At 43.9% G+C, this 22,071-nt stretch carries 20 protein-coding genes and 1 pseudogene; 16 read left to right on the top strand and 5 right to left on the bottom strand.

Going from position 1 to position 22,071, the window contains the following annotated elements; translation table 11 throughout:
- Positions 1–82 precede the first annotated feature (82 nt).
- Positions 83–751: an HAD-IA family hydrolase gene (locus tag GTU69_RS07405; protein WP_166169425.1), complete on the top strand. Its 669-nt coding sequence runs from the start codon at positions 83–85 to the stop codon at positions 749–751.
- A 46-nt stretch (positions 752–797) separates the two neighbouring features.
- Here GTU69_RS07405 and GTU69_RS07400 read toward each other — a convergent pair whose 3' ends face one another.
- Positions 798–1,115 (bottom strand): hypothetical protein, encoded by a 318-nt coding sequence (locus GTU69_RS07400; RefSeq protein ID WP_166169423.1) that lies wholly within the window; start codon positions 1,113–1,115, stop codon positions 798–800.
- A gap of 488 nt (positions 1,116–1,603) precedes the next feature.
- Between GTU69_RS07400 and mhpD the strand changes: the two genes are divergently transcribed.
- From mhpD to GTU69_RS07375, 5 genes are all read left to right on the top strand, one after another.
- Positions 1,604–2,401, top strand: coding sequence for a 2-keto-4-pentenoate hydratase (gene mhpD, locus GTU69_RS07395; protein WP_086195278.1), 798 nt, complete (start codon positions 1,604–1,606; stop codon positions 2,399–2,401).
- Positions 2,402–2,439: 38 nt separating this feature from the next.
- Positions 2,440–3,336 (top strand): acetaldehyde dehydrogenase (acetylating), encoded by an 897-nt coding sequence (locus tag GTU69_RS07390; RefSeq protein WP_166169421.1) that lies wholly within the window; start codon positions 2,440–2,442, stop codon positions 3,334–3,336.
- Positions 3,337–3,347: 11 nt separating this feature from the next.
- Entirely contained in the window at positions 3,348–4,367 is a 1,020-nt protein-coding gene (gene dmpG, locus GTU69_RS07385; protein ID WP_086195280.1) for a 4-hydroxy-2-oxovalerate aldolase, read from the top strand.
- A gap of 431 nt (positions 4,368–4,798) precedes the next feature.
- Entirely contained in the window at positions 4,799–6,064 is a 1,266-nt protein-coding gene (locus GTU69_RS07380; protein WP_086195281.1) for an OprD family outer membrane porin, read from the top strand.
- Between the two features lie 294 nt (positions 6,065–6,358).
- Entirely contained in the window at positions 6,359–7,216 is an 858-nt protein-coding gene (locus GTU69_RS07375; RefSeq protein WP_166169419.1) for an alpha/beta hydrolase, read from the top strand.
- A 58-nt stretch (positions 7,217–7,274) separates the two neighbouring features.
- Here GTU69_RS07375 and GTU69_RS07370 read toward each other — a convergent pair whose 3' ends face one another.
- Together GTU69_RS07370 and hcaR are read right to left on the bottom strand one after the other, a co-directional pair.
- Positions 7,275–7,946 carry a DUF1345 domain-containing protein gene (locus tag GTU69_RS07370; RefSeq protein ID WP_166169417.1) on the bottom strand — a complete coding sequence of 224 codons (672 nt, stop codon included), beginning with the start codon at positions 7,944–7,946 and terminating at the stop codon, positions 7,275–7,277.
- 287 nt (positions 7,947–8,233) lie between these two features.
- Positions 8,234–9,133, bottom strand: a complete 900-nt coding sequence (gene hcaR, locus GTU69_RS07365) for a DNA-binding transcriptional regulator HcaR (RefSeq protein WP_086195284.1) — start codon at positions 9,131–9,133, stop codon at positions 8,234–8,236.
- A gap of 282 nt (positions 9,134–9,415) precedes the next feature.
- Between hcaR and hcaE the strand changes: the two genes are divergently transcribed.
- The 9 genes from hcaE (at position 9,416) to GTU69_RS07320 (ending at position 18,264) form a co-directional block, all read left to right on the top strand.
- A complete protein-coding gene (gene hcaE, locus GTU69_RS07360) occupies positions 9,416–10,783 on the top strand; it encodes a 3-phenylpropionate/cinnamic acid dioxygenase subunit alpha (RefSeq protein WP_086195285.1) in 1,368 nt (455 codons plus the stop codon).
- Entirely contained in the window at positions 10,780–11,298 is a 519-nt protein-coding gene (gene hcaF / locus GTU69_RS07355) for a 3-phenylpropionate/cinnamic acid dioxygenase subunit beta (protein ID WP_166169415.1), read from the top strand. The genes hcaE and hcaF overlap by 4 nt, the downstream gene beginning before the upstream one ends.
- Positions 11,298–11,624 (top strand): 3-phenylpropionate/cinnamic acid dioxygenase ferredoxin subunit, encoded by a 327-nt coding sequence (hcaC, locus tag GTU69_RS07350; protein ID WP_076752998.1) that lies wholly within the window; start codon positions 11,298–11,300, stop codon positions 11,622–11,624. Before hcaF ends, hcaC begins: the two co-directional genes overlap by 1 nt.
- Before the next feature lie 2 nt (positions 11,625–11,626).
- The gene (gene hcaB / locus GTU69_RS07345; RefSeq protein WP_086195287.1) at positions 11,627–12,442 is read left to right on the top strand and encodes a 3-phenylpropionate-dihydrodiol/cinnamic acid-dihydrodiol dehydrogenase; all 816 of its coding nucleotides are present in this window, start codon (positions 11,627–11,629) and stop codon (positions 12,440–12,442) included.
- A 69-nt stretch (positions 12,443–12,511) separates the two neighbouring features.
- A complete protein-coding gene (locus GTU69_RS07340) occupies positions 12,512–13,477 on the top strand; it encodes a 3-carboxyethylcatechol 2,3-dioxygenase (protein ID WP_086195288.1) in 966 nt (321 codons plus the stop codon).
- Positions 13,478–13,481: 4 nt separating this feature from the next.
- Positions 13,482–14,708 (top strand): 3-phenylpropionate/cinnamic acid dioxygenase ferredoxin--NAD(+) reductase subunit, encoded by a 1,227-nt coding sequence (hcaD, locus tag GTU69_RS07335; protein ID WP_166169413.1) that lies wholly within the window; start codon positions 13,482–13,484, stop codon positions 14,706–14,708.
- 294 nt (positions 14,709–15,002) lie between these two features.
- On the top strand, positions 15,003–15,914 hold the full coding sequence (locus GTU69_RS07330; protein WP_166169411.1) for an EamA family transporter: 912 nt from the start codon (positions 15,003–15,005) through the stop codon (positions 15,912–15,914).
- A 280-nt stretch (positions 15,915–16,194) separates the two neighbouring features.
- Positions 16,195–17,133: a cation diffusion facilitator family transporter gene (locus tag GTU69_RS07325; RefSeq protein ID WP_166169409.1), complete on the top strand. Its 939-nt coding sequence runs from the start codon at positions 16,195–16,197 to the stop codon at positions 17,131–17,133.
- Positions 17,134–17,208: 75 nt separating this feature from the next.
- A complete protein-coding gene (locus GTU69_RS07320; protein ID WP_166169407.1) occupies positions 17,209–18,264 on the top strand; it encodes an MBL fold metallo-hydrolase in 1,056 nt (351 codons plus the stop codon).
- A gap of 20 nt (positions 18,265–18,284) precedes the next feature.
- Here GTU69_RS07320 and GTU69_RS07315 read toward each other — a convergent pair whose 3' ends face one another.
- Positions 18,285–18,689 carry a DoxX-like family protein gene (locus GTU69_RS07315; protein WP_166169405.1) on the bottom strand — a complete coding sequence of 135 codons (405 nt, stop codon included), beginning with the start codon at positions 18,687–18,689 and terminating at the stop codon, positions 18,285–18,287.
- A gap of 369 nt (positions 18,690–19,058) precedes the next feature.
- On the opposite strand from GTU69_RS07315, the gene katG reads away from it, so the two are divergent.
- Positions 19,059–21,251, top strand: coding sequence for a catalase/peroxidase HPI (gene katG, locus GTU69_RS07310; protein WP_166169403.1), 2,193 nt, complete (start codon positions 19,059–19,061; stop codon positions 21,249–21,251).
- A gap of 187 nt (positions 21,252–21,438) precedes the next feature.
- Here the strand turns inward: katG and GTU69_RS07305 are convergent.
- Positions 21,439–22,071, bottom strand: a pseudogene (locus tag GTU69_RS07305) (ISNCY family transposase); the annotation flags it as partial.

The following is a 22,071-nucleotide window of genomic DNA, read 5'->3' as shown; positions in this document are numbered from 1 at the left end:
AAAAGGGTTTCCCTCTCCTTGTCGGAGAGGGCTAGGGAGAGGTGAACAATTAAATACTGAATCAAATACTAGGAAAGCATTTATGAACACACCTGTAAAACTGGTCATTTTCGATTGGGATGGCACTTTATTTGATTCGGTCGGTCAAATCGTGGCGAGTTTGCAGTTCGCAGCACAACAATTCCAGCAACCCTTAACCGATGAAGATGCCAAAAGTATTATCGGGCTAGGTTTACCGGAAGTCGCACAGCGTTTATTTCCGGCTGTGCCTGAGTTGCATACGGATATTTTACAGTCCTATTCAGAGCACTATGTTGCCAACTCAACTGGTGATCAATGGTTCGCTGGTGTTGCCGACATGTTAGAAGCATTGACTCAAGCGGGGGTAAAACTGGCAGTCGCTACAGGCAAAAGCCGTAAAGGTCTGGATCGTGTTTTGAAGCAGACACAAAGCATGGAGCTGTTTGCTGCGACACGTGCGGCCAGTGAAACCCGATCTAAACCCCATCCTTTAATGCTGGAAGAAATTCTGACCCAAACTGGTGTCCAGGCTGAACATGCGATCATGGTTGGTGATACTTCCTATGATCTGGAAATGGCACAAAATATTTCCATGCCGCGTATAGGGGTAAGTTATGGGGTCCATACTCCGGAAGTCCTTGCCCGCTATCATCCGCTGGCCATTGCAGATGAGGTCGCAGATTTGCATCAGCTTTTATTAAACCATGTGAATTTAAAGCAGGCGGTTTGATCAGTAAGTTAGATAAAAAGGATGAGCTTAATCATCCTTTTTATTTTTATTTGATTCTAAATTTTTGTACACCCTGTTTGTGATTGCCCCAACCCGTCCAGTAATTGGTGACGGTAAGGGTTTTGTTTTGAATACTCATGATTTTATAAATTTCATAGGGGCGAATGACTTCAGTCATGACAAAAATTTCTGGTGCAATCCAAGTTATACGCCAGGCATCTTTATTATAGTAGCCGTGGCTGCAGTCCATTTCATTTTGCCATGCTGCTGCAGTGGCTTGAGCATTAAACTTTAAATCTGTGCATTCAGCATCCGCTAAAACAAGATATTTACCTTTAAGTGAATTTTGATTAATTCTGTGCAAAAGTTGTGCTGGAAGGGGTGCACAGCAAGATGGTAGCTAAAATAATTTTATGTTTCATAAAATATATAGCATGTTGATTTTAAAAATTTAAACAACATATCTATTGGCGATGGAGTATGCTGACTGTGCTTAAAACAAGCACTTGATCTAGTCTTTTAGTCGTAGATCGATGGTTATTTCATGAATCTGACAATCTGACCTTAAGTTCATATGGGAAAACAGTTTTTATATTTTGTTCATATGGCTGTTTTTTTTAAATAAAACCAAGTTAATTTATAGGAATTAGCTATTGTCATAAATAAAATAAGTATTGGCATAAAAAGCGCAATTTTCCGATTCTAAAACTGTTTATACATATACGCGTTTGCCAAGATGGGCAGCAGCCCTTTGCTGATGGCTTTGATCAGTTCACAGATTTCTTCTTGTTGTTCATCGCATTTCCATCGATAACGGTATAAGTCCAATTTTTGCAGTTTAAGGAAACATTGATGTCGAATTCTGCTGTTGTTGAATCAGTTGCGCAAGCATTACGTAACGCTGAATTATCAAAAACTGCGATTGCCCCTGTTCGCCCGCAACTTGGTGGCGAAAGTGCTGACGTGGATATCGCATATGCCGTTCAGGAAGTAAATACAGAGCGCGCATTATCTGAAGGTCGTCGTTTGGTTGGCCGTAAAATTGGTTTGACCTCTAAAGTTGTGCAAGCGCAGCTGGGTGTAGACCAACCGGACTTTGGTATGTTGTTTGCTGACATGGCTTATGGTGATGGCGAAGCGATTCCAGCGGGTCTATTGATTCAACCTAAAGTTGAAGCAGAAATCGCATTAATCATCAACAAAGATTTAACCCAAGAAAAACACACTTATGCAGACATTATCAGTGCGACTGAATATGCACTGCCTGCTGTAGAAGTAGTCGATAGCCGTATTGAAAACTGGAAAATTTCATTGATTGATACTGTTGCAGATAACGCATCTTCTGCGGCTTATGTTTTGGGTTCACGTCCTGTGAAACTTGAAAATCTCGATCTTGTAAATTGCAAAATGACCATGAAACGCGGTGAAGAAGTCGTGTCTCAAGGCGTTGGTAAAGCATGTCTAGCTAACCCGTTAAACGCTGCGGTTTGGCTGGCGGATGAAATGGTACGTCGTGGTCGTCCTTTACTTGCAGGCGACATCATCCTGACAGGTGCATTAGGTCCTATGGTTGTCGCTAACCCGGGTGATGAATTCGTGGTTGAAATTGAAGGTTTTGGTTCTGTAACTGCTGCATTCGCTGCTGAATAAGTCCAGATTTTAAGAGCGTTTTTTAAGAGAAATTGTTCATGAAAAAGATTAAATGTGCATTGATCGGTCCAGGCAACATTGGTACTGACTTGCTATATAAATTACAACGCAGTGAATTTCTAGAGCCAGTATGGATGGTGGGTATTGACCCAACTTCTGAAGGTTTGGCACGTGCTGCGAAAATGGGTTTAAAAACCACAAGTGAAGGTGTAGACGGTTTACTTCCTCACGTTCTAGAAGATGACATCAAAATTGCATTCGATGCAACGTCTGCTTACGTTCACGCTGAAAACAGCCGCAAGTTGAATGAACTTGGCGTGTTGATGATTGACTTGACACCTGCTGCGATCGGTCCATTCTGTGTACCACCAGTAAACCTGGAAGCTTTGTTAGATGCAGGCGAAGTGCCAAATGTGAACATGGTGACTTGTGGCGGTCAGGCGACTATTCCGATGGTTGCCGCAATTTCGCGTGTTCAAGCGGTTGAATATGGCGAAATCATTGCCACTGTATCGACTAAATCTGTAGGTCCAGGTACACGTAAAAATATCGATGAATTTACCCGTACTACAGCTGGTGCGATTGAAAAAGTCGGTGGTGCTAAAGCGGGTAAAGCGATCATCATCATTAACCCGGCAGAGCCACCGCTGATGATGCGTGACACAGTACATTGCTTGGTTGAAGGTGAGCCAGATCAGGCTGCAATCACTGAATCTGTACATGCAATGATTAAAGAAGTTCAAAAATACGTTCCAGGTTACAAACTTGTAAACGGTCCGGTATTTGATGGTAACCGTGTATCCATCTTCCTTGAAGTTGAAGGCCTGGGCGATTACCTGCCTAAATATGCCGGTAACCTCGACATTATGACTGCAGCAGCTGCGCGTACCGCAGAAATGTTTGCAGAACGTGTTTTAAACGCAGTTGAAGCATAAGGAGCATCTTCATGTCTAAGATTATTATTAATGATATGACTTTACGTGATGGCATGCACCCTATGCGCCATCAAACTACACCTGAACAAATGGTTGCCATTGCGACGGCTCTGGATGATGCAGGTGTACCTTTAATCGAAGTTACACATGGTGACGGCTTAGGCGGTAACTCTGTGAACTACGGTTTTGCAGCGGCAACCGATGAAGAATATTTGAAGGCGGTGATTCCAAACCTGAAACAGGCAAAAGTATCTGCACTTTTACTGCCGGGTATCGGTACGGTTGATCACTTGCAAATGGCGCATGATGTCGGTGTTTCTACCATTCGTGTGGCAACGCATTCAACTGAAGCTGACGTTTCTGAACAGCACATTACTGCTGCACGTAAACTCGGTATGGACACTGTGGGCTTCTTGATGATGGCACACATGGCTTCTCCAGAAAAACTGCTGGAAGAAGCACAAAAAATGGTGTCTTACGGTGCAAACTGTATCTATGTAACGGATTCCGCAGGTTATATGCTTCCTCAAGACGTGACTGACCGCGTAGGTATTTTACGTGCCAACCTAGGTTCAGACATCGAAATCGGTTTCCATGGTCACCATAATCTGGGTATGGGTGTTGCAAACTCTGTATCTGCTGTGACTGCTGGTGCAACGCGTGTTGACTTGGCTTCTGCTGGTTTAGGTGCAGGTGCAGGTAATACACCACTTGAACTGTTTGTTGCGGTTGCTAACCGTATGCAAATTGAAACTGGTGTAGACTTGTTTAAGGTTCAAGACGTTGCAGAAGATCTGATCATTCCAATGATGACCCATCAGATTCGTGCCGACCGTGATGCAGCAACTTTAGGTTATGCGGGCGTTTACTCTTCATTCCTGTTGTTTGCTAAACGTGCAGAAGCGAAATATGGCGTGTCTGCGCGTGAAATCCTGATGGAACTGGGTCGCCGTGGTACTGTAGGTGGTCAGGAAGACATGATTGAAGACTTGGCATTGACCATGTCTAAAGCTAAAGAAGCCAATGCTTAATCTGCTTTAAGTTGAAGCAAAAAAAAAGCGTCCGAAAGGGCGCTTTTTTTATGGCTAGACCTTGATTTTACACTTGAGTTTATAGATAAAAAATATCATATCATAGGATCGTTATATTAATATAATCAATTATTTAAGTGGTTTTAGCTCTGGGTTAAACTTAAAAGCGATTAATCAATTTTTTTTTGCGGTCAAAAAGACTAAATTCTTTTAAAATAAACACTGAAACAAAGGTTTAACAAAAATGAAATGAAAGGAAGATAAAATGACTTATTGTTTAAAGTTCTTAACGTGATTTGAATCACTAAAATAAAAAAAAGCAGAAATAGCCATAAAGGCAATAAATCTTAATACTCTGGTCGGATTTCGTTTTTTGTGATTGTTTAGCATGATGGCGTCATAGCTTAATTTGATTACTAGGGAATTCAGCCATGCGTCGTCAAAACTTATGGATAGCAATGCTTGCTGCGACAGCAACTTTAGGAACAACTGCATCGAATGCAGATTTTGTTGACGACAGTAATGTCCAATTAAAATTTAAAAACTTTTATTTAGACCGTCAGTATGCGGATCTTCCGCAAAACAACTGGGGTTCTTGGTCTCAAGGCATCACCCTGGATGCCAAATCGGGTTATCAGGACATTGGTGGCGGTATTCAAGTGGGTGCAGACCTTTTGGTGCAGCACGCATTTAAATTGAATGGCCGTGATAAAAATGCGGACTGGGTTTTGCCACATGATGGTAAAGAGTCGAAAGACAATTTTGGTAAAGTTGGTGCAACTTTAAAAGCCAAAGTTTCACAAACTGAATTAAAAGTCGGTGAATTATTACCGGTATCTCCAGTACTGGTATTTGATCCATCGCGTCAGTTATTGACGACTTATAGCGGCGCATGGTTAGAGTCTAAAGAGATTAAAGACACCAAACTGACAGTGGCTTATATTGATAAGATCAATAACCGTTATGACAACCAGTTCCGTGACTTAACCTTGTTTGCACCTGCTAAGGGCAAAAAGTATTACGATAATGGTGATGCTTCTGATGGCATGTTGATTGCGGGTGTTGATCATCAGTTTACCCCTGAAATCGGCGGTAGCTACTGGTATGCAGATGTTGAAGATATTTATCAGCAGCATTATGTCGGTGCAAGCTACAAAACCAAGCTGGGTGAAAAAGCCAAGTTAGACAGCCATATCCGTTACTTTGATAACTCGGAGTCAGGTGACAAGCTGTATGGTGATATTGATAACCAGGCGTTGTCTGTAGGCGCTAAAGTCAATTATGGCGCACATACTGTTGGTTTGGGCTACCAGCAAATGTTTGGTGATTCTCCGTTCCCGACATTGGGTGGCTGGGTACCACAACCTTACTTGGTAAACTGGGGTGTCGCAACCTTTACCAATACCAATGAAAAATCATGGGGCTTCACTTATGGCTATGATTTCTCTGGGTTGGGTGCCAAAGGTTTAAATGCTACGGCAGTATACTTCACCGGTTCAGATGCTGAGGTTAAAACCTCGGCAGGGATCTTAAAAGACCAGAAATCGGATGAGCTGAATTTGATTCTGAACTACACGGTTCCAGAAGGTAAACTTAAAGGCCTAGGCTTCCAGGCGATGTATATCGATACAGATTTCGACTGGAAATCAGACTTAAAAGAATACCGTGTGGCGACAACTTATACCTACAAGTTCTAATTCAACAGTGTAATAAAAAAGCGACTTTCAATAAGTCGCTTTTTTTTCTATTGAGAGCGCTATTTTATTATTAAATGCCTTAATAAAAATAAGGGTTTGGTCTTTAATAAAATTTTAAAAAACAAATAGTTAAATTATCGTTTTTTTATAGTATTTGATCGTAAATTTGTATCAGTTTGACTGCTTTGAACAGGTAATATAAGGCAGTAAAAAAGTAAATTTCACCGAGTCAACTTGACGTTAAATTCTAAATCAAGATGGAAACGCAAGCTAAAGACTGTACGAGGAGTATGTATGAGCACTGTTCAAATCCCTGAATATACAACAGATCCATTCTTTGGCTTAGAAGACAAATGGATTGAAACTGCAGAAGGTGAGTTGACTCACTATCACGAAGTGGGTGAAGGTACACCTATCTTGTTCTTGCACGGTTCAGGTACCGGTGTATCTGCTGCTGCAAACTGGTGGTTAAACTTGCCATCAATTGGTGAGCAGGCACGTTGTATCGCTATCGACACTATTGGTTATGGTCAAACTGTAGTTGCACCAAACACAGCTTATGGTATCCGTGCCTGGGTAGACCATGCAGTTCGTACTTTAGATGCACTGGGCATTGAAAAAACCTGGTTGGTGGGTAACTCACTGGGTGGCTGGTTGGCATTCCAATTGGCACTGGATTACCCTGAGCGTGTTCTCGGTATTGTGTCTATGGGTACGGGTGGTGCAAAACAGACTGCTGCACTGAAAGCGCATGCGAATCCGGTATTGACTGAGGAAGGCATCAAGAAAACATTGTCTATGTTTGTCGTGAACAAAGACCTGATTACAGACGAACTGGTGAAAGTACGTTTTGCTTCTGCTGCAAATGACTATGCATCGAACCGTTTGATGGACGTAGTGGGCGCACGTGACCGTGACCGTTTCGAATTCCCGTTAGACTTCGAAAAAATGAAAGAGATCACTGTGCCTGTATTGTTAATTCATGGTACTCAAGACGTGGTGATTCCAGTTTCTCGTACCTGGGATATCCTGAACATTGTACCAAATGCTGATGCACACATTTTCAGCCAGTGTGGCCACTGGTCTCAAGTGGAAAAAGCGGAAGAGTTTAATACAGTGATTAAAAACTATTTAACTGCTCGTGGCGTTTAATCCCGCCATCTAGCAAATAAAAAAGGATGACTTCGGTCATCCTTTTTTATGCTCTTGCTCAAGGACTGATAAAGTTCGCTGCCACATTGATCGTGATGGCTAGAATTGTGGTATTAAATCCGTAGGCCAGCAGCAGGTGCAGGGTGTTTAAAACCCGCATTGCGGAGTGGGTAATGGAAACATCTGCCGTTTGTGCCGAAGTACCGACGATGTAACTAAAATATAAAAAGTCGGGATAAGTCGGTCTAGGTGTTTTGGGAAACTCCAGCCCGCCTTCATTATTCTTGTCGAGTGCCAGATAAAAGTCATGCGCATAATGAATCGCAAAAATAGTATGCATCAGGAACCAGGCAGAGGTAATGGTCACCATGGATAAAATGATATGAGCAGTTTGAATGAGCGTATTGCTCGGCAAATTATTCACTTCAATAATAAGCGCAATGAAGCAGATGAATAAGGTCAGCAGTACCAGAAATAGAATCAGCCATTTACTGGCATCTTGTTCCTTCGCACGTTGCAGGATATGCGCATGGTCAATGCGCCAGAGTTTTTTTAGGGTGAAAAATAAATAGGCATAGATGACCAGATTCCAGCTTATTAGCAGGCAGGTTGACCAGTCCAATGAGGTCATGAACTGAAAAGTAGCATACAGCACAGCAATAAACGGAAAGGTTAGAAAGAAATAAAGATGGTGCTGAATCCCTGTTTTTATACGGCGTAATAGATGCATGAGGGGGCAACCTTTTATCGTTATTGTTGTTTTTTAACATTTTAAAAAGTTTGTGGGAAATTTATTAGACTTAAGTTGTGATTCTTGATGATGAAATGTGATTTATAAATGGCTAAAGAAAAAGTTATGCGTTATTCCCTATCAATAGCGTGTTAATGATAAGAAAAAAGCGTAAGACTTAAGTCTAATCCGGACTAAAAATACACAAATTGAAATAAAAAAAACCACCATTATTTATTAGCAAAATAATGGTGGCTTCAATCCGGTGCAAAAGCATAAAAATTTTTTTAAGTGCGGTTTATATTTAGATAGAACACATGGGTCAGCAATTCAATAAATTTCTTCACTGCGATAGAGCTGCTGTTTTTATGGTAACTCACATATAGGTCAAGGTAAGGCAGTTCTACATCTAGGGGGCGAATCACGGTATTTTCCATGGTCAGTGGCGCAACATAGCCCGGCAGAATGGTGCAGCCTAAACCCATCCCTACAGAATTGATGTTAAACAGGATGTTATCGGCCTTTTGTACAATATTGAATTCAATGCCATTGGCATGGGAAAAATCTATAATGGCATTATGTAATGTTAAGGACTGTTCTGCAGCAGGAATAATAAAGTCTATACCATTCAATTCTTTAACAGGAATGCGTTCATACTTAGCCAAGGGGTGGTCTTTCGGTAAAATAAAGATCAGTGGCTCACGTAACACAAATAGACTTTCAATTTCATCACTATTGAGATTGTGCCGGGTAAAGGTGACATCCAGTTCCCCTTTTTTCAGCAACTTCATTTGTTCACTGTTGTTTAAGCTGAGCAAATCGATTTTTAAATCAGGGTTTTGCACGCGTAAATTCGGTAGTACGTAAGGAAAAATTTTCATTTCCGCCACCGGAACAAAGCCGATGCGCAGCATTTGCTGTTTGGCTTGCGAAACCTGGCGTGCCATGGCAATCGCTTTATCTGCCTGTGCCAGGGTTAAGCGCGCCTGCTCGAGAAATACGGCACCTTCTTCAGTCAGCTCAACCTTACGTTTAGTACGATAAAGCAGTTTTACCCCGACATCTTCTTCCAGATCTTTAATTTGCTGACTTAAAGAGGGCTGTGCGGTATAAAGCTTTAATGCAGCCTTACTGAAGTTAAGTTCTTCTGCAACGGTGATAAAATAGCGTAGGTGTCGTAATTCCATATAACTCGTCCAAAAGAGTAATCCAAAAAATGTCTTACTATATTTTTGTAGCAGTATAATCTATAAACAACTATTAGGTGAAGATTATTCTGCCATTTAGAAAATAAATGATCTTGTATTTTTCATTAGTGTTTAAATATATAAGCTACAGTTTTAAGTAATTCATAAAATATCTTAATTAAAACAAAAAAAATATTTCCCCAAAACTGGCTAAAAATCCATTATCGCTGAAAAGTTGAGTCTATTTACTTTGTACCGTTACTGGTCACAGGAGAGCTTTTCATGAGTGGAAAAATTGATGTGCGCGAAATCGACGCTTTAGTCGATGCACAAAATGGACGTATCTCGCCATCTATCTATACAGACCCAGATCTATATGAACTAGAACTTGAACGCGTTTTTGGTCGTACATGGTTATTCCTTTGTCATGAAAGCCAGATTCCTAAGGCGGGTGACTTCTTCAATACCTACATGGGTGAAGATCCGATTATTGTGGCACGTCAAAAAGACGGCTCAATCAAAGCATTTTTAAACCAATGCCGTCACCGCTCTATGCGCGTAAGCTTCGCAGACTGTGGTAATACGCGTGCATTTACTTGCCCATACCACGGCTGGTCTTACGGTATTGACGGTTCTTTAAAAGACATCCCGCTTGAAGAGCGTGCTTACCCACAGGGTGCATGTAAAGAGCAATGGGGTCTGGTAGAAGTTAACCGTGTTAAATCTTACAAAGGCCTGGTATTTGGCTGCTGGGATGAAACAACGCCTGACCTAGAAGAATACATGGGTGACATCGCTTGGTACCTGGATGGTGTTCTTGATCGTCGTCCTGGCGGTACTTGCATCGTTGGTGGTGTACACAAGTGGGAAATCGAGTGTAACTGGAAATTTGCTGCTGAACAGTTCGCATCTGACCAATACCACGCATTATTCTCTCATGCATCTGCTGTACAAGTTCTTGGTGCAAAACCGGATGATGACGCGTCTAAACAGTTAGGTGCGGCACAAACGGCTCGTCCAGTGTGGGAAACAGCGAAAGATGCACTTCAATACGGTCAACGTGGCCATGGTTCAGGCTTCTTCTTCACTGAAAAACCAGATGCAAACGTTTGGGTAGACGGTGAAGTAGCAAACTACTTCCGTGAAACTTACGAAGAAGTAAAAGACCGTTTAGGTGAAATCCGTGCGCTACGCCTTGCTGGTCACAACACCATGTTCCCGACACTGTCTTGGTTGAACGGTACTGCAACACTTCGTGTATGGCACCCACGTGGTCCAAACAAAACTGAAGTTTGGGCATTCTGTATCTGTGATGCTGACGCACCACAAGACGTAAAAGAAGCATTTGAACGTTCTGCAACCCGTGCTTTCGGTCCTGCTGGTTTCCTTGAGCAAGATGACTCTGAAAACTGGGTAGAAATTCAAAAAGTATTACGTGGTTATAAAGCTCGTCAAAACAAACTCATTATGGAAATGGGTAAAGGTAACGAAAAAGTACGTGAAGACGGTATTCCAGGTATTACCAACTACATCTTCTCTGAAACTGCTGCACGTGGCTTATACCGCCGTTGGGCAGACCTGCTGATCCATGAAAAATGGGAAGATGTTGAGAAAGCAGCTGAAGCATATGAGAAGGAGCTTGTGAAATGAGTCAAATCAGTTTAGAACTTCATCACGAAATCAGTCAGTTCCTTTACCGTGAAGCAAAATTGCTGGATGACTGGAAATTCCGCGAATGGCTGGACGTAATGGCGGACGATATTTCGTACACGCTACGTACCACGCCAAACGCGCAAACCCGTGACCGTCGTCGTTCAGTTGAGCCACCAACAACTTGGGTGTTCAACGACAACAAACATCTGTTGGAACGCCGTGTAGCGCGTCTGGAAACGGGTATGGCTTGGGCTGAAGAGCCTCCATCACGTACCACTCACATGGTGAGCAACGTGATTGTTGAGGCAACTGAAGTTGCAGGCGAATACGACGTGTACGTGACTTACCTGTTATACCGTTCTCAAAAAGAGAAAGATATTACGATTTACTGTGGTAAACGTCACGACAAGATCCGTAAAGTTGAAGGTGGTTTAGGCTGGCAAATCTTTGACCGCAAAATTACCCTAGACCAAGTGACCTATACCTCACATAACCTGAGTGTGTTCTTCTGATGAATAAGATTTTTGTTTGCCAAGTTGACGAATTGGACGAAGGCGAAGCATTGAAAGTGGATTGCGGCGTGAACGGTATCGAAGCGCTTGCAGTTTTTAACAATGGCGGTGAGTTCTTTGCAATGAACGACCGTTGTTCACACGGTAATGCTTCTATGTCGGAAGGTTATCTTGAAGATGACGGCACTGTGGAATGTCCACTGCATTCAGCACGTTTCTGTTTGAAAACTGGTCAAGCATTATGCTTACCAGCAACTGATCCAATCCAGACTTTCCCAGTGATTGTGGAAGATGGTCAGTTATTTGTAGAGATGGCAGGAGAGTAATCATGGGTTGGCTACAAGGCGAAGTTGCACTTATTACGGGTGGTGGTTCAGGTTTAGGCTGGGCACTGGTCGAACGTTTCCTGGAAGAGGGTGCACAAGTTGCTGTTCTTCAACGTTCACAGGCAAAAGTTGATGCATTGAAAGCCCATTTCGGTGATCGAGTATTAGCAATTGCCGGTGATGTAGCCAGCTATGAAGACAACGTCCGTGCCGTAAACGCAACAGTTGAGCGCTTCGGCAAGCTTGACTGTTTCGTTGGCAATGCTGGTATCTGGGATCATTATGCAGATATCGTCAATACATCGGGTGAGCAACTGGAAAAAGCCTTTGATGAAATCATGGGTATTAACACCAAGTCTTTAATTCTTGGTGCCAAAGCTGCGCTGGATGCATTGATAGCTTCTGAAGGTTCTATCATATTTACTTTGTCTAACTCTGCACTGTACTCGGCAGGCGGAGGCCCTGTGTACACGGCATCCAAGCATGCTGGTGTGGGTATTATGAAAGAACTGGCTTACGAGCTTGCGCCTAAAGTACGAGTGAACGCCGTTGCACCGTCAGGTATGAATGTCAATATCAAAGGGGCAGCATCATTAGGTCAGGAAAATCTTGGTCTGCTGGATGCGCGTGATCCTGAGAAAATTGCACGTGGCATGCCACTGAACTTTTTGCCTGAACCGGAAGACATGACGGGTTCATACGTGCTGTTGGCATCTCGTCAAAATAACCGTCCTTTGACTGGTGTTCTGATCAATGCAGAATGTGGTCTGGGAATTCGCGGCTTACGTCAGCCTCGTGCCGGTTTCTTTGACGAATAAAAATCTAGTCTAAATCAAATGGACTTATCGGCAGCCTGTTCTGGCTGCCTTCCTTTTAAGGAGTCTCTCATGGCCGTTAAACTTATTTGTGCTTCGCACAGTCCGTTAATGGAATTTGCTTCACCACAAGATCAGTCTAAAGAGCAGAAAGTCCGTGCTGCTTTTGAGAAATTGTCTGCTGAAGTCAAAGCTTACGACCCAACCCTGATCATTACCTTTGGTCCAGACCATTTCAATGGTTTCTTCTATGACCTGATGCCAAGTTTCTGCGTGGGCATTCGTGCCAAAGCGGCAGGTGACTGGGATTATGGTAAGGACAATGATCATATTGATGTGCCTGAAGACAAGGCGCTGGCGCTGGTTCGCCGCGTATTGGACGAAGGTGTGGACGTTGCATACTCATACCGTATGCAGGCGGATCATGGTGTGACTCAGCCTTTACATTTCCTGTGTGAAGGTCAGCTTGATCGTTATCCAACGATTCCAGTTTTTATTAATGGCGCTGCAGCACCCATGCCAACCACCAAGCGTACCATCGCTTTAGGTCGTGCTGTAGGTCAGTTTATCAAGTCTTTAAACCTTGAAAATGAACGTGTTCTTGTACTGGGTACCGGTGGTTTGTCACACGATCCACCGACTCCGCAAATGGGTTCTGTTCCACCAGAAGTGGAAGAATTCCTGATCGCGGGCCGTAACCCAAGCCCTGAAGCACGTAATGCCCGTCAGGCCAAAGTGATTGCTGTCGGACAGAAGCTTGCTGCAGGGGATACCTCAGTTTCTGTACCATTAAGCCCGGAGTGGGATATCGCATTGCTGGAGAAATTCAAGAATGCAGATTTCGCTGCACTGGAAGCCATGACTGAAGCTGACATCCGCCGTGACGGTGGCCGTGGTGGTCAGGAAGTCCGTTCATGGATGGCTGCATTCGCTGCCCTGCATGAAATGGGTGAATATGACATGACGACACATTGCTACGAAGACATCAGTGAGTGGATCGCTGGTTTCGGCATCGTATCTGCAGAGTTAAAAGGTTAATGACATGAGCAACATCGAAACCATCGTAATTGTAGGTGCTGGACAGGCAGGTGCAAGTGCGATTTTAGAACTTCGTGCCAATAAGTACGAAGGCAAAATCATTTTGATTGGTGATGAAACGCATCTGCCTTATGAGCGTCCACCATTATCCAAGGATGTGATTCTAAAACCTGAAGAAACCAAGATTGAAATTCTGTCAGAACAGAAACTGGCTGAACTTGGTGTAACAACTATTCGTGGCAATGGCGTGGCTAAAATCAATGCCGAGGCTCATACAGTTGAACTTCAAAACGGTGACGTTGTTGCTTATGACAAGCTATTGCTTGCAACAGGCGGTGCAGCACGTCGTTTGCCAAACTTTGATGCGCTGGGTAAACATGTGTATACCCTGCGTAATCTTGAAGATTCACAAGCACTGGTACCTGTGCTTCAAGCCGGTCAACGTATTGTGTTGATTGGTGGTGGGGTGATTGGTCTTGAACTGGCATCATCTGCACGCTACAAAGAATGTCAGGTGACGGTGATTGAACAGGGTTCAATGGTGATGGGTCGTTCATCGCCACGTATCCTGAGCGAATTCTTGTTGGCACAACAACGTCGTGCCGGTGTGGATGTGCGTCTGGAAACCAAGATTGCAGACTGCAAGTTAGACGGTGAAGAAGTTGTCGTGACCCTTGAGGGTGGTGAAGAGCTTCGTGCCGATGCGGTCATTTACGGTATTGGTATCGTGCCGAATGCACAGCTGGCTGTTGAGGCTGGTCTGGATGTTGATTTTGCGGTTAAAGTCAATGAAAACTGCCAAACTTCAAATGCTGACATTTATGCAGCAGGTGACGTAGCGACTCAGCTTCGTGAAGATGGTGAATACCGCCGTGTCGAAACCTGGGAAAATGCCAACCTTCAGGCAGGTATTTTTGCGCGTCATGTGATGGGTGTAGAGCATCCGAAAGCCAATCCGGCATGGTTCTGGACCGATCAACTCGACATTAACTATCAGTTTGTTGGCGATATGGCTGCAGCTGAATGGCATGTTCGCGGTGAAATGGATGCAGCCAAAGGTGCAGACAATTCATTTGTGATGTACGGTGTGACTGACGGTCAAATCGTTGCCGGTATTACGGTCAATGCTGCGAAAGAAATGCGTCATTTGAAAAAAATGATCAGCAAAAATACCGCATTTGAAGCGGAAAAACATCTTGATTTAAGCCTGGATTTACGCAAAGTGGCTTAAGTTTTATTGAGATATTTTTGGACAGACCTATGTTTTGCATAGGTCTGTTTTTTTATGGCTGTTATATGATTGAGGTAACAGCCTCAAATTAAATTATGAATTGAAATGCATTTGCGCAGGCGTTTTTTACTTTTCAAAGATGAAAAGTAACAAAAATCTTTTACTGATCTGAGGGTATGTCCATATACCCCAGATCAGCGGGCGACATCCCTGTCGCCTTTGACATCGTGCCGATAATGGGAAATAGGCGATTGGCAGTCTTATCCATTATTATAAAATCAAATTGAGCAATTTATGAGTTCAAATTCATCTTCCATGATGGTCATGGCAAGTATTTACGCTTTATTGGTATTCATCTGGGCCACTACGCCACTGGCAATTGTCTGGAGCGTGCAGGAAGTCCACCCCATGTGGGTGCTGATCATCCGTTATTTCGGCGCGTCGCTGATTGCCTTGTTCCTTTTAAAGCTGATGCGTGAGCCGCTGCCTTTTGATCAGACTTCTTTAAAAAGTTATGTGGCGGGTAGCCTGAATTTAATTGGTGCGCAGCTGTTTATTTATCTTGCAGCCAATTATCTGACTTCCGGGTTAATGGCCCTGATCTTTGGTTTTTCACCGCTAATTGCAGGCCTGATCGGACATGTGATTTTAAAAACGCAAAAACTGATCTGGCTACAATGGCTGGGTATGGCGATTGCGGTTTCCGGTCTGAGCTTTGTCTTTGCCGATTCTGCCGACAGTAAAGTCAATCCAATTGGTGTGGTGTTGATGCTGATTAGCATGGTGTCTTATATCAGCTCGATTTTCTGGGTCAAACAGATTAATGCTCCACTCAAACCGATGTCTCAAGCGACCGGTTCACTGATGGTCTCAGCCGTGGGTTCACTACTGATCATTCCGTTTATCTGGCAGCATTTCCCAACGGCACTGCCTAGTGGACGAGCGATGATTGGTTTTATCTTTACCATGATCATGTCCTCTATTGTGGCCATGCTGTGTTATTTCTGGCTGATCCGCCGTTTAAATGCCTCGACCGTGTCGTTGAGTAATGTCATGACCCCGGTGATTGCCCTTGTTCTGGGTGCCACCTTGAATAATGAACATATCAGTCCGAATGCCTTTTTTGGCATTGTGGTGGTGATGTTCGGCATAGTGCTGTACTTCTGGAAAGAATGGCGCCAGCAGTATTTTTCTAAACTGCGTTAATACAACAGGACCGACAAAATTAAGAAAGGAAGCTTCGGTTTCCTTTTTTGATTAGGTCAGAATCTGCGAAAATTGAGAAAAGCTCATAAAATTCAACAACAATGTTTCACATGAAACATCAATATACGCACTGGCTAAATAATCAGCAGTTACGCTAAAAACAACAAAAGAATAAACCACGACAGCAACCACATTGAGTACTATGCAAAGAGCTATAAAAATCAAATAGATCTATTTGATAACAATAACGCTTAACAAAAAACACCCGGGACAAATTTGAATGTCTGATTCGAATAAGATTGTGGTCTATGCAGCACTGGCAGGTAATCTGGCGATTGCGCTGGTCAAGTTTGTGGCCGCCTATATCACCAACAGTTCGGCCATGTTCAGTGAAGCCATTCACTCGGTGGTAGACACACTGAACGAAATTTTACTGCTGTATGGCATGAAAAAATCCCAGCAGCCCGCCAACTATAAGCATCCTTTTGGTTATGGCCGTGAGCTGTATTTTTGGGCCTTTATTGTGGCATTGATGGTTTTTGCACTGGGTGCGATTGTGTCGATTTATCAGGGCATACAACATGTGCTGCATCCTGAAGCAATGCTGAATACCACTATCAACTATATTGTGCTAAGCATCGCCATCTTGTGTGAAGGCACCTCGTGGTTGGTGGCCTTAAAAGCATTCCGTAAGGTGAAAGGCAAGCAGGGTTATTTCGAGGCTTTTCGACACAGTAAAGATCCCACTACCTTTACCGTACTGTTTGAAGATACTGCCGCGTTATGTGGTCTGTTGATTGCCCTGATCGGGATCTATCTGGCCCATGCCTTGAATATTCCTGAACTGGATGGCATGGCCTCGATCTTGATTGGTCTTGTATTGGCGGTTTCTGCTATTTTATTGGCACGTGAGACCAAGGGATTATTGTTGGGGGAAACGGCCGATCCGCAACTGCGTAATGATATCTTGCTGATTGCCCAGGAAGATGAAGCGGTACAGTCAGCCAATGGCGTGCTGACCGAACAGATGGGTGCGCATCAGGTGCTGGCATCATTAAGCCTGGAGTTTGAAGACAATTTAAGCTCTGATGACATTGAAGCTTGCGTCAATAGAATTGAAGCGAAAATCAAACAGATTCATCCGGAAATTGTGGCATTGTTTATCAAACCGCAAACTAAACAGGTGTGGTTGGAACGTATGCAAGGACGTTTAGAATAAAACGTGATATATATGTCAGTGCATTCAGAATACCGGATTTTGAATGTTGAGGTCAGACTAAGAAATTGAATCTACATGAAGCAGAAGCCTGAACAATTACACTTTCAACTCCCGACCAAAGCATGCTGGTCACATACCTGGCGTCAGCCTTCATTTCGGTTTATGCATTCCAGTCATCATGATGGTGAACAGTTCTTCAATGCCTTGCCCAGTCCTGCAGGGCGTGGACGGATCGAGCTGATCAAGTGGCTGCTTGGCCGCAAGTCATCGACCTGGAATGTTGATGTTCAAAAAGAACAAGCTGAATTCTATGCCAGCAAACGCGCCATTCCCCAGAACCGTCCAAACGCCAGTATAGATGACTGGCAAGTGTGGTTTGTCGGGCATGCTACGGTACTGTTGCAAATCGGGCCCTATAATCTGCTCACCGATCCGGTCTGGTGCGAACATGTCAGTCCCCAGCAGGGCAAAGGTCCGAAACGGGTCATCCCGGCGGGAATTGCCCTGGAAGAATTACCGACCATTCATGCGGTGCTGCTCAGTCACAATCATTATGACCATATGGATCTGGCCAGCCTGGAATGGCTGCATGATCAATTTGCCATGCCGATTTATACCGGACTGGGCAATGCGTGGTATTTGCCAAAAAGTTTTCATGTGCTGGAAATGGACTGGTGGCAATCGTCCTTATTGCAGGATTTAAAAATTATCTATACCCCAGCACAGCATTTTTCCGGTCGCGGCTTACGCGATCACAACCGGGCACTATGGGGCGGTTTTTCAGTGTTAGCCGGAAAAGATCATTGTTTCTTTGCCGGAGATAGCGGCTATTCACCGCATTTTAAAGAGATTCAAAACCGTTTGGGGGCACCGCGTATTTCATTGTTACCGATTGGTTCTTACCAGCCGCGTGAGCTGATGAACTATATGCATATGAATCCGCAGGAGGCTTTTCAGGCGCATCAGGATTTACATTCCAAATGTTCGCTGGCGATTCATTACCACACTTTTCAGCTGACCGATGAAAGTCGGGAGCAGCCCGAACTGGACTTAAAAGTAGCGATGAAAAATACCTCCAAATTGATGACCCCCTTTTACTGCATTCGCGAAGGGCGGCGTCTGGTGGTTTGATCTTGCAAGATGTCCGTTTCTTAAGATGATGCTTGGCTCAGCTTTAACAGTTGAAGGGCAAGCATTGAAAGGCAAATCATGGCCATATTCATCACTACGGGGTTAAATGCAGAAGTGAGTTGCAAGGGACTGGTGAGCGCAATCAGCAATAATAATCCGGCTAAACCTAAAATATTCAGCTGATGGATGACGGCTGCTTTTTGCCAAATAAGGAAAGTACAGCCAAACACAATTTCAATCATGCCCGACAGGGTAACCGCCATTTTTGCCAGAGGGAGTTCTAAACCCATGCTCTGCCAAATGGTGATTTCAGCAGCTGACTGAAACAGGATTTTCGGAACCCATCCCTGATAAATCCAGAGTGCAGCAAGCGTGATCTGAATGAGCCGAAGCGGTTTTTCCAATAATAGAAGCTTATGATTCACGAATGGCAGGTTCCAGAAAATACGGTCTGTTCTCAGCAATAGCGATCATGCTTGATCAACATGATGGGGGGATGTTTGCTTGTTATGGCCTCACTATAGCACATTATTTTTAATCAGAAATATTGTCCAAAATCTCAAATTCTGATTGTCTTTATCACAGATTGATAATGCCATTCTAAAAATTTGACCTCTTGTTGTGAGGGTTGATAAATCCTGTTTTGAAGCCCGTTTTAGAATAGGCTTTTTCGATCGTTTTCATTCGTATAACTTGCTTTCTATTGTCATAAAAAACAGCTATTTTGATGATGAGTTAGAAATTTTTAACGGTTCATGACAATCGTCATTTTATGATTAATTTGGAGCTCAGATATGAATAATGATACGAAAACTGCAGGGAAATGCCCGTTCCACCAAGAGGGTGGCAATACTAATGCCGCCAGCTCAAATGCGGCTTGGTGGCCGAATGCTCTAAATCTTGACATTCTTGCTCAACACGATAAAAAAACCAATCCGATGGACCCGGATTTTGATTATGCCAAGGCATTTAATTCACTGGATTTAGAAGCAGTGAAACAGGATTTACGCGAACTCATTAACAGCAGCCAGGACTGGTGGCCATCGGACTACGGCAGCTACATTGGCATGTTCGTGCGTACTGCCTGGCACCTTGCCGGTTCTTACCGTAAGCAGGACGGTCGTGGTGGTGCCAATACCGGGAACCAGCGTTTTGCTCCACTCAACAGCTGGCCAGATAATGTCAACACCGATAAAGGCCGTCGTCTGCTTTGGCCGATTAAACGTAAATATGGCAATAAAATCTCTTGGGGCGATCTGATCATCCTGGCCGGTACAGTGGCGTATGAAGAAGCCGGTCTGAAAACCTTTGGTTTCGGTGGCGGTCGTCAAGACATCTGGCATCCTGAAAAAGACGTCAATTGGGGTTCTGAAAAGAAATGGCTGGATGCCACCAAAAATCGTTATGAAAATGATCAGGACCGTAAGTCATTAGACAATTCGCTTGCTGCCGTGCAGATGGGCCTCATTTACGTCAACCCTGAAGGGGTAGATGGTGTACAGGATCCGCTGCGTACTGCACAGGATATGCGTGTCACTTTTGACCGTATGGGCATGAATGACGAAGAAACTGTGGCCTTGACTGCAGGTGGTCACACCATTGGTAAAGCACACGGTAACGGCAAGGCTGAATTGCTGGGTAAAGACGTTGAAGGTGCAGATGTCGAATTCCAGGGCCTAGGCTGGCATAACCCTGAAGGTACAGGTAACGGTGCCAATACCATGGTCAGTGGCCTGGAAGGGGCATGGACTACCCATCCAACCAAATGGGACAATGAATTCTTCTATTTATTGTTTACCTATGAGTGGGAAAAAACCCTCAGCCCGGCAGGCGCGAAACAATGGGAACCGATCAACATCAAAGAGGAAGACAAACCCGTTGATGCACACAACCCGAATGTGCGCCGTAACCCGATGATGACCGATGCCGATATGGCACTGAAAGTCGATCCTGAGTATCGCAAAATCTCTGAGCGTTTCTATAAAGACCCAGCTTATTTTGCTGAAGTGTTTGCGCGTGCATGGTACAAGCTGACTCACCGTGATATGGGGCCAAAATCGCGTTATTTAGGTGCCGATGTTCCTGCTGAAGATTTAATCTGGCAAGACCCGATTCCATCGGTGAATTACGTATTATCGGAAGCGGAAGTTGAAGACCTCAAAGCGAAACTGTTAAACAGCGGTTTAAGTACAGTCGAATTAATCAACACCGCATGGGACAGCGCGCGTACTTTCCGTGGTTCCGACTATCGTGGCGGTGCGAACGGTGCGCGTATCCGCCTGGCACCGCAAAAAGACTGGGTCGGTAACGAACCTGAACGTCTGGCGAAAGTATTGGCGAAACTTGAAGAAATTCAGGCTGGTCTTGAGAAGAAAGTCAGCATTGCCGACCTGATCGTACTGGGCGGTACGGCTGCGGTGGAACAAGCGGCTCAGGCTGCGGGTGTAGACATTAAAGTGCCATTCACGCCGGGACGAGGGGATGCCACCCAAGAGCAAACCGATGTCTATTCATTTGAAGACTTGTTGCCGAAGCACGACGGTTTCCGTAACTGGCTAAAAGAAGACTACACTGCGCAACCTGAAGAATTGCTGTTAGACCGTGCCCAGTTATTGGGTTTAACTGCACCGGAAATGACGGTACTTGTTGGTGGTATGCGTGTACTGGGAACCAACTATGCGGGTGCGAAAGAAGGCGTGTTTACAGACCGAGAAGGCGTGTTAAGCAATGACTTCTTTGTGAACCTGACTGACATGAAGTACAACTGGAAGCCGGTCGGTAAAAACCGTTATGAGATTGTGGACCGTGCAACGGGCGTAGTGAAATGGACGGCAACACGTGTAGACTTGGTGTTTGGTTCGAACTCGATTCTTCGTTCGTATGCAGAAGTGTATGCGCAAGATGACAACAAAGAAAAATTTGTCAAAGACTTTGTTGCCGCATGGACTAAAGTGATGAATGCAGACCGTTTTGATGTGAAGAAATAACTTACATTGAGATGTAAAAAACCGCCTTGAGGGGCGGTTTTTTATGAAACATTGAAATTTCATGTAAAAAGCTGAATTTCTACTCCCTTAGCTTTTTTATAGATTTTAAGACGTTGATATTATTTAACTTATATTGCCTGTTATTCCCAAGTAGAAATGTCCTACCTTAAAACCAAATAGAAATGTCCTATACCGACATTTCCAAGTCAAGTACAGGATTTAGATTTCGTTGTTGAACCGCTGTTTTCTGTGCACGTCTACGTGGCATAGATTGGGAACGATTGCGTTTGTTTTGTTGTTCTAATTCTTCATGCTGTTGTTGAATATGCGCTAGCACAGAACCCAAACGTTTATTCTCCACAATCTCTCTCTGGTTGAGATGGCTTAATTTATCGAAGATGCTGTAATTGATTTTTTTGCCTTGATGTTCAATCGCTACCGTACCATCCGGGTATTCTAGAAATTCAAGATATTTACCGATTAGCCTCTGATTTTCTTCTGTATTCTCTAGGAGATATACGCATTTATCATAAGTGATCGTCAGGCTATTGGTGACTCTGCGGGGTTCACGCCAGGTAAAAATATCATCTAATTCCTCAACAGTTTCAGTGACAGTCCGGTGTATATCCTTGGGATTAAAAGCCATCTTGGCAAATTTACGATTAAACTGCTCGATAAAGCAGGGCAACCACTCATTCGCATCGGCAATCGAACTGATACCCTCTAGGCGCATTTCCTTGATCAGGCGATCCTGTAAGGTTCTGTTGGCACGTTCTACGCGACCTTTGGCCTGGGGGGAGTTAGCGAAGATGATATCGAT

The organism is Acinetobacter sp. SA01, assembly GCF_011319235.1.
Lineage (GTDB): Bacteria > Pseudomonadota > Gammaproteobacteria > Pseudomonadales > Moraxellaceae > Acinetobacter.
This window is presented reverse-complemented; position numbering and strand designations above follow the sequence as displayed.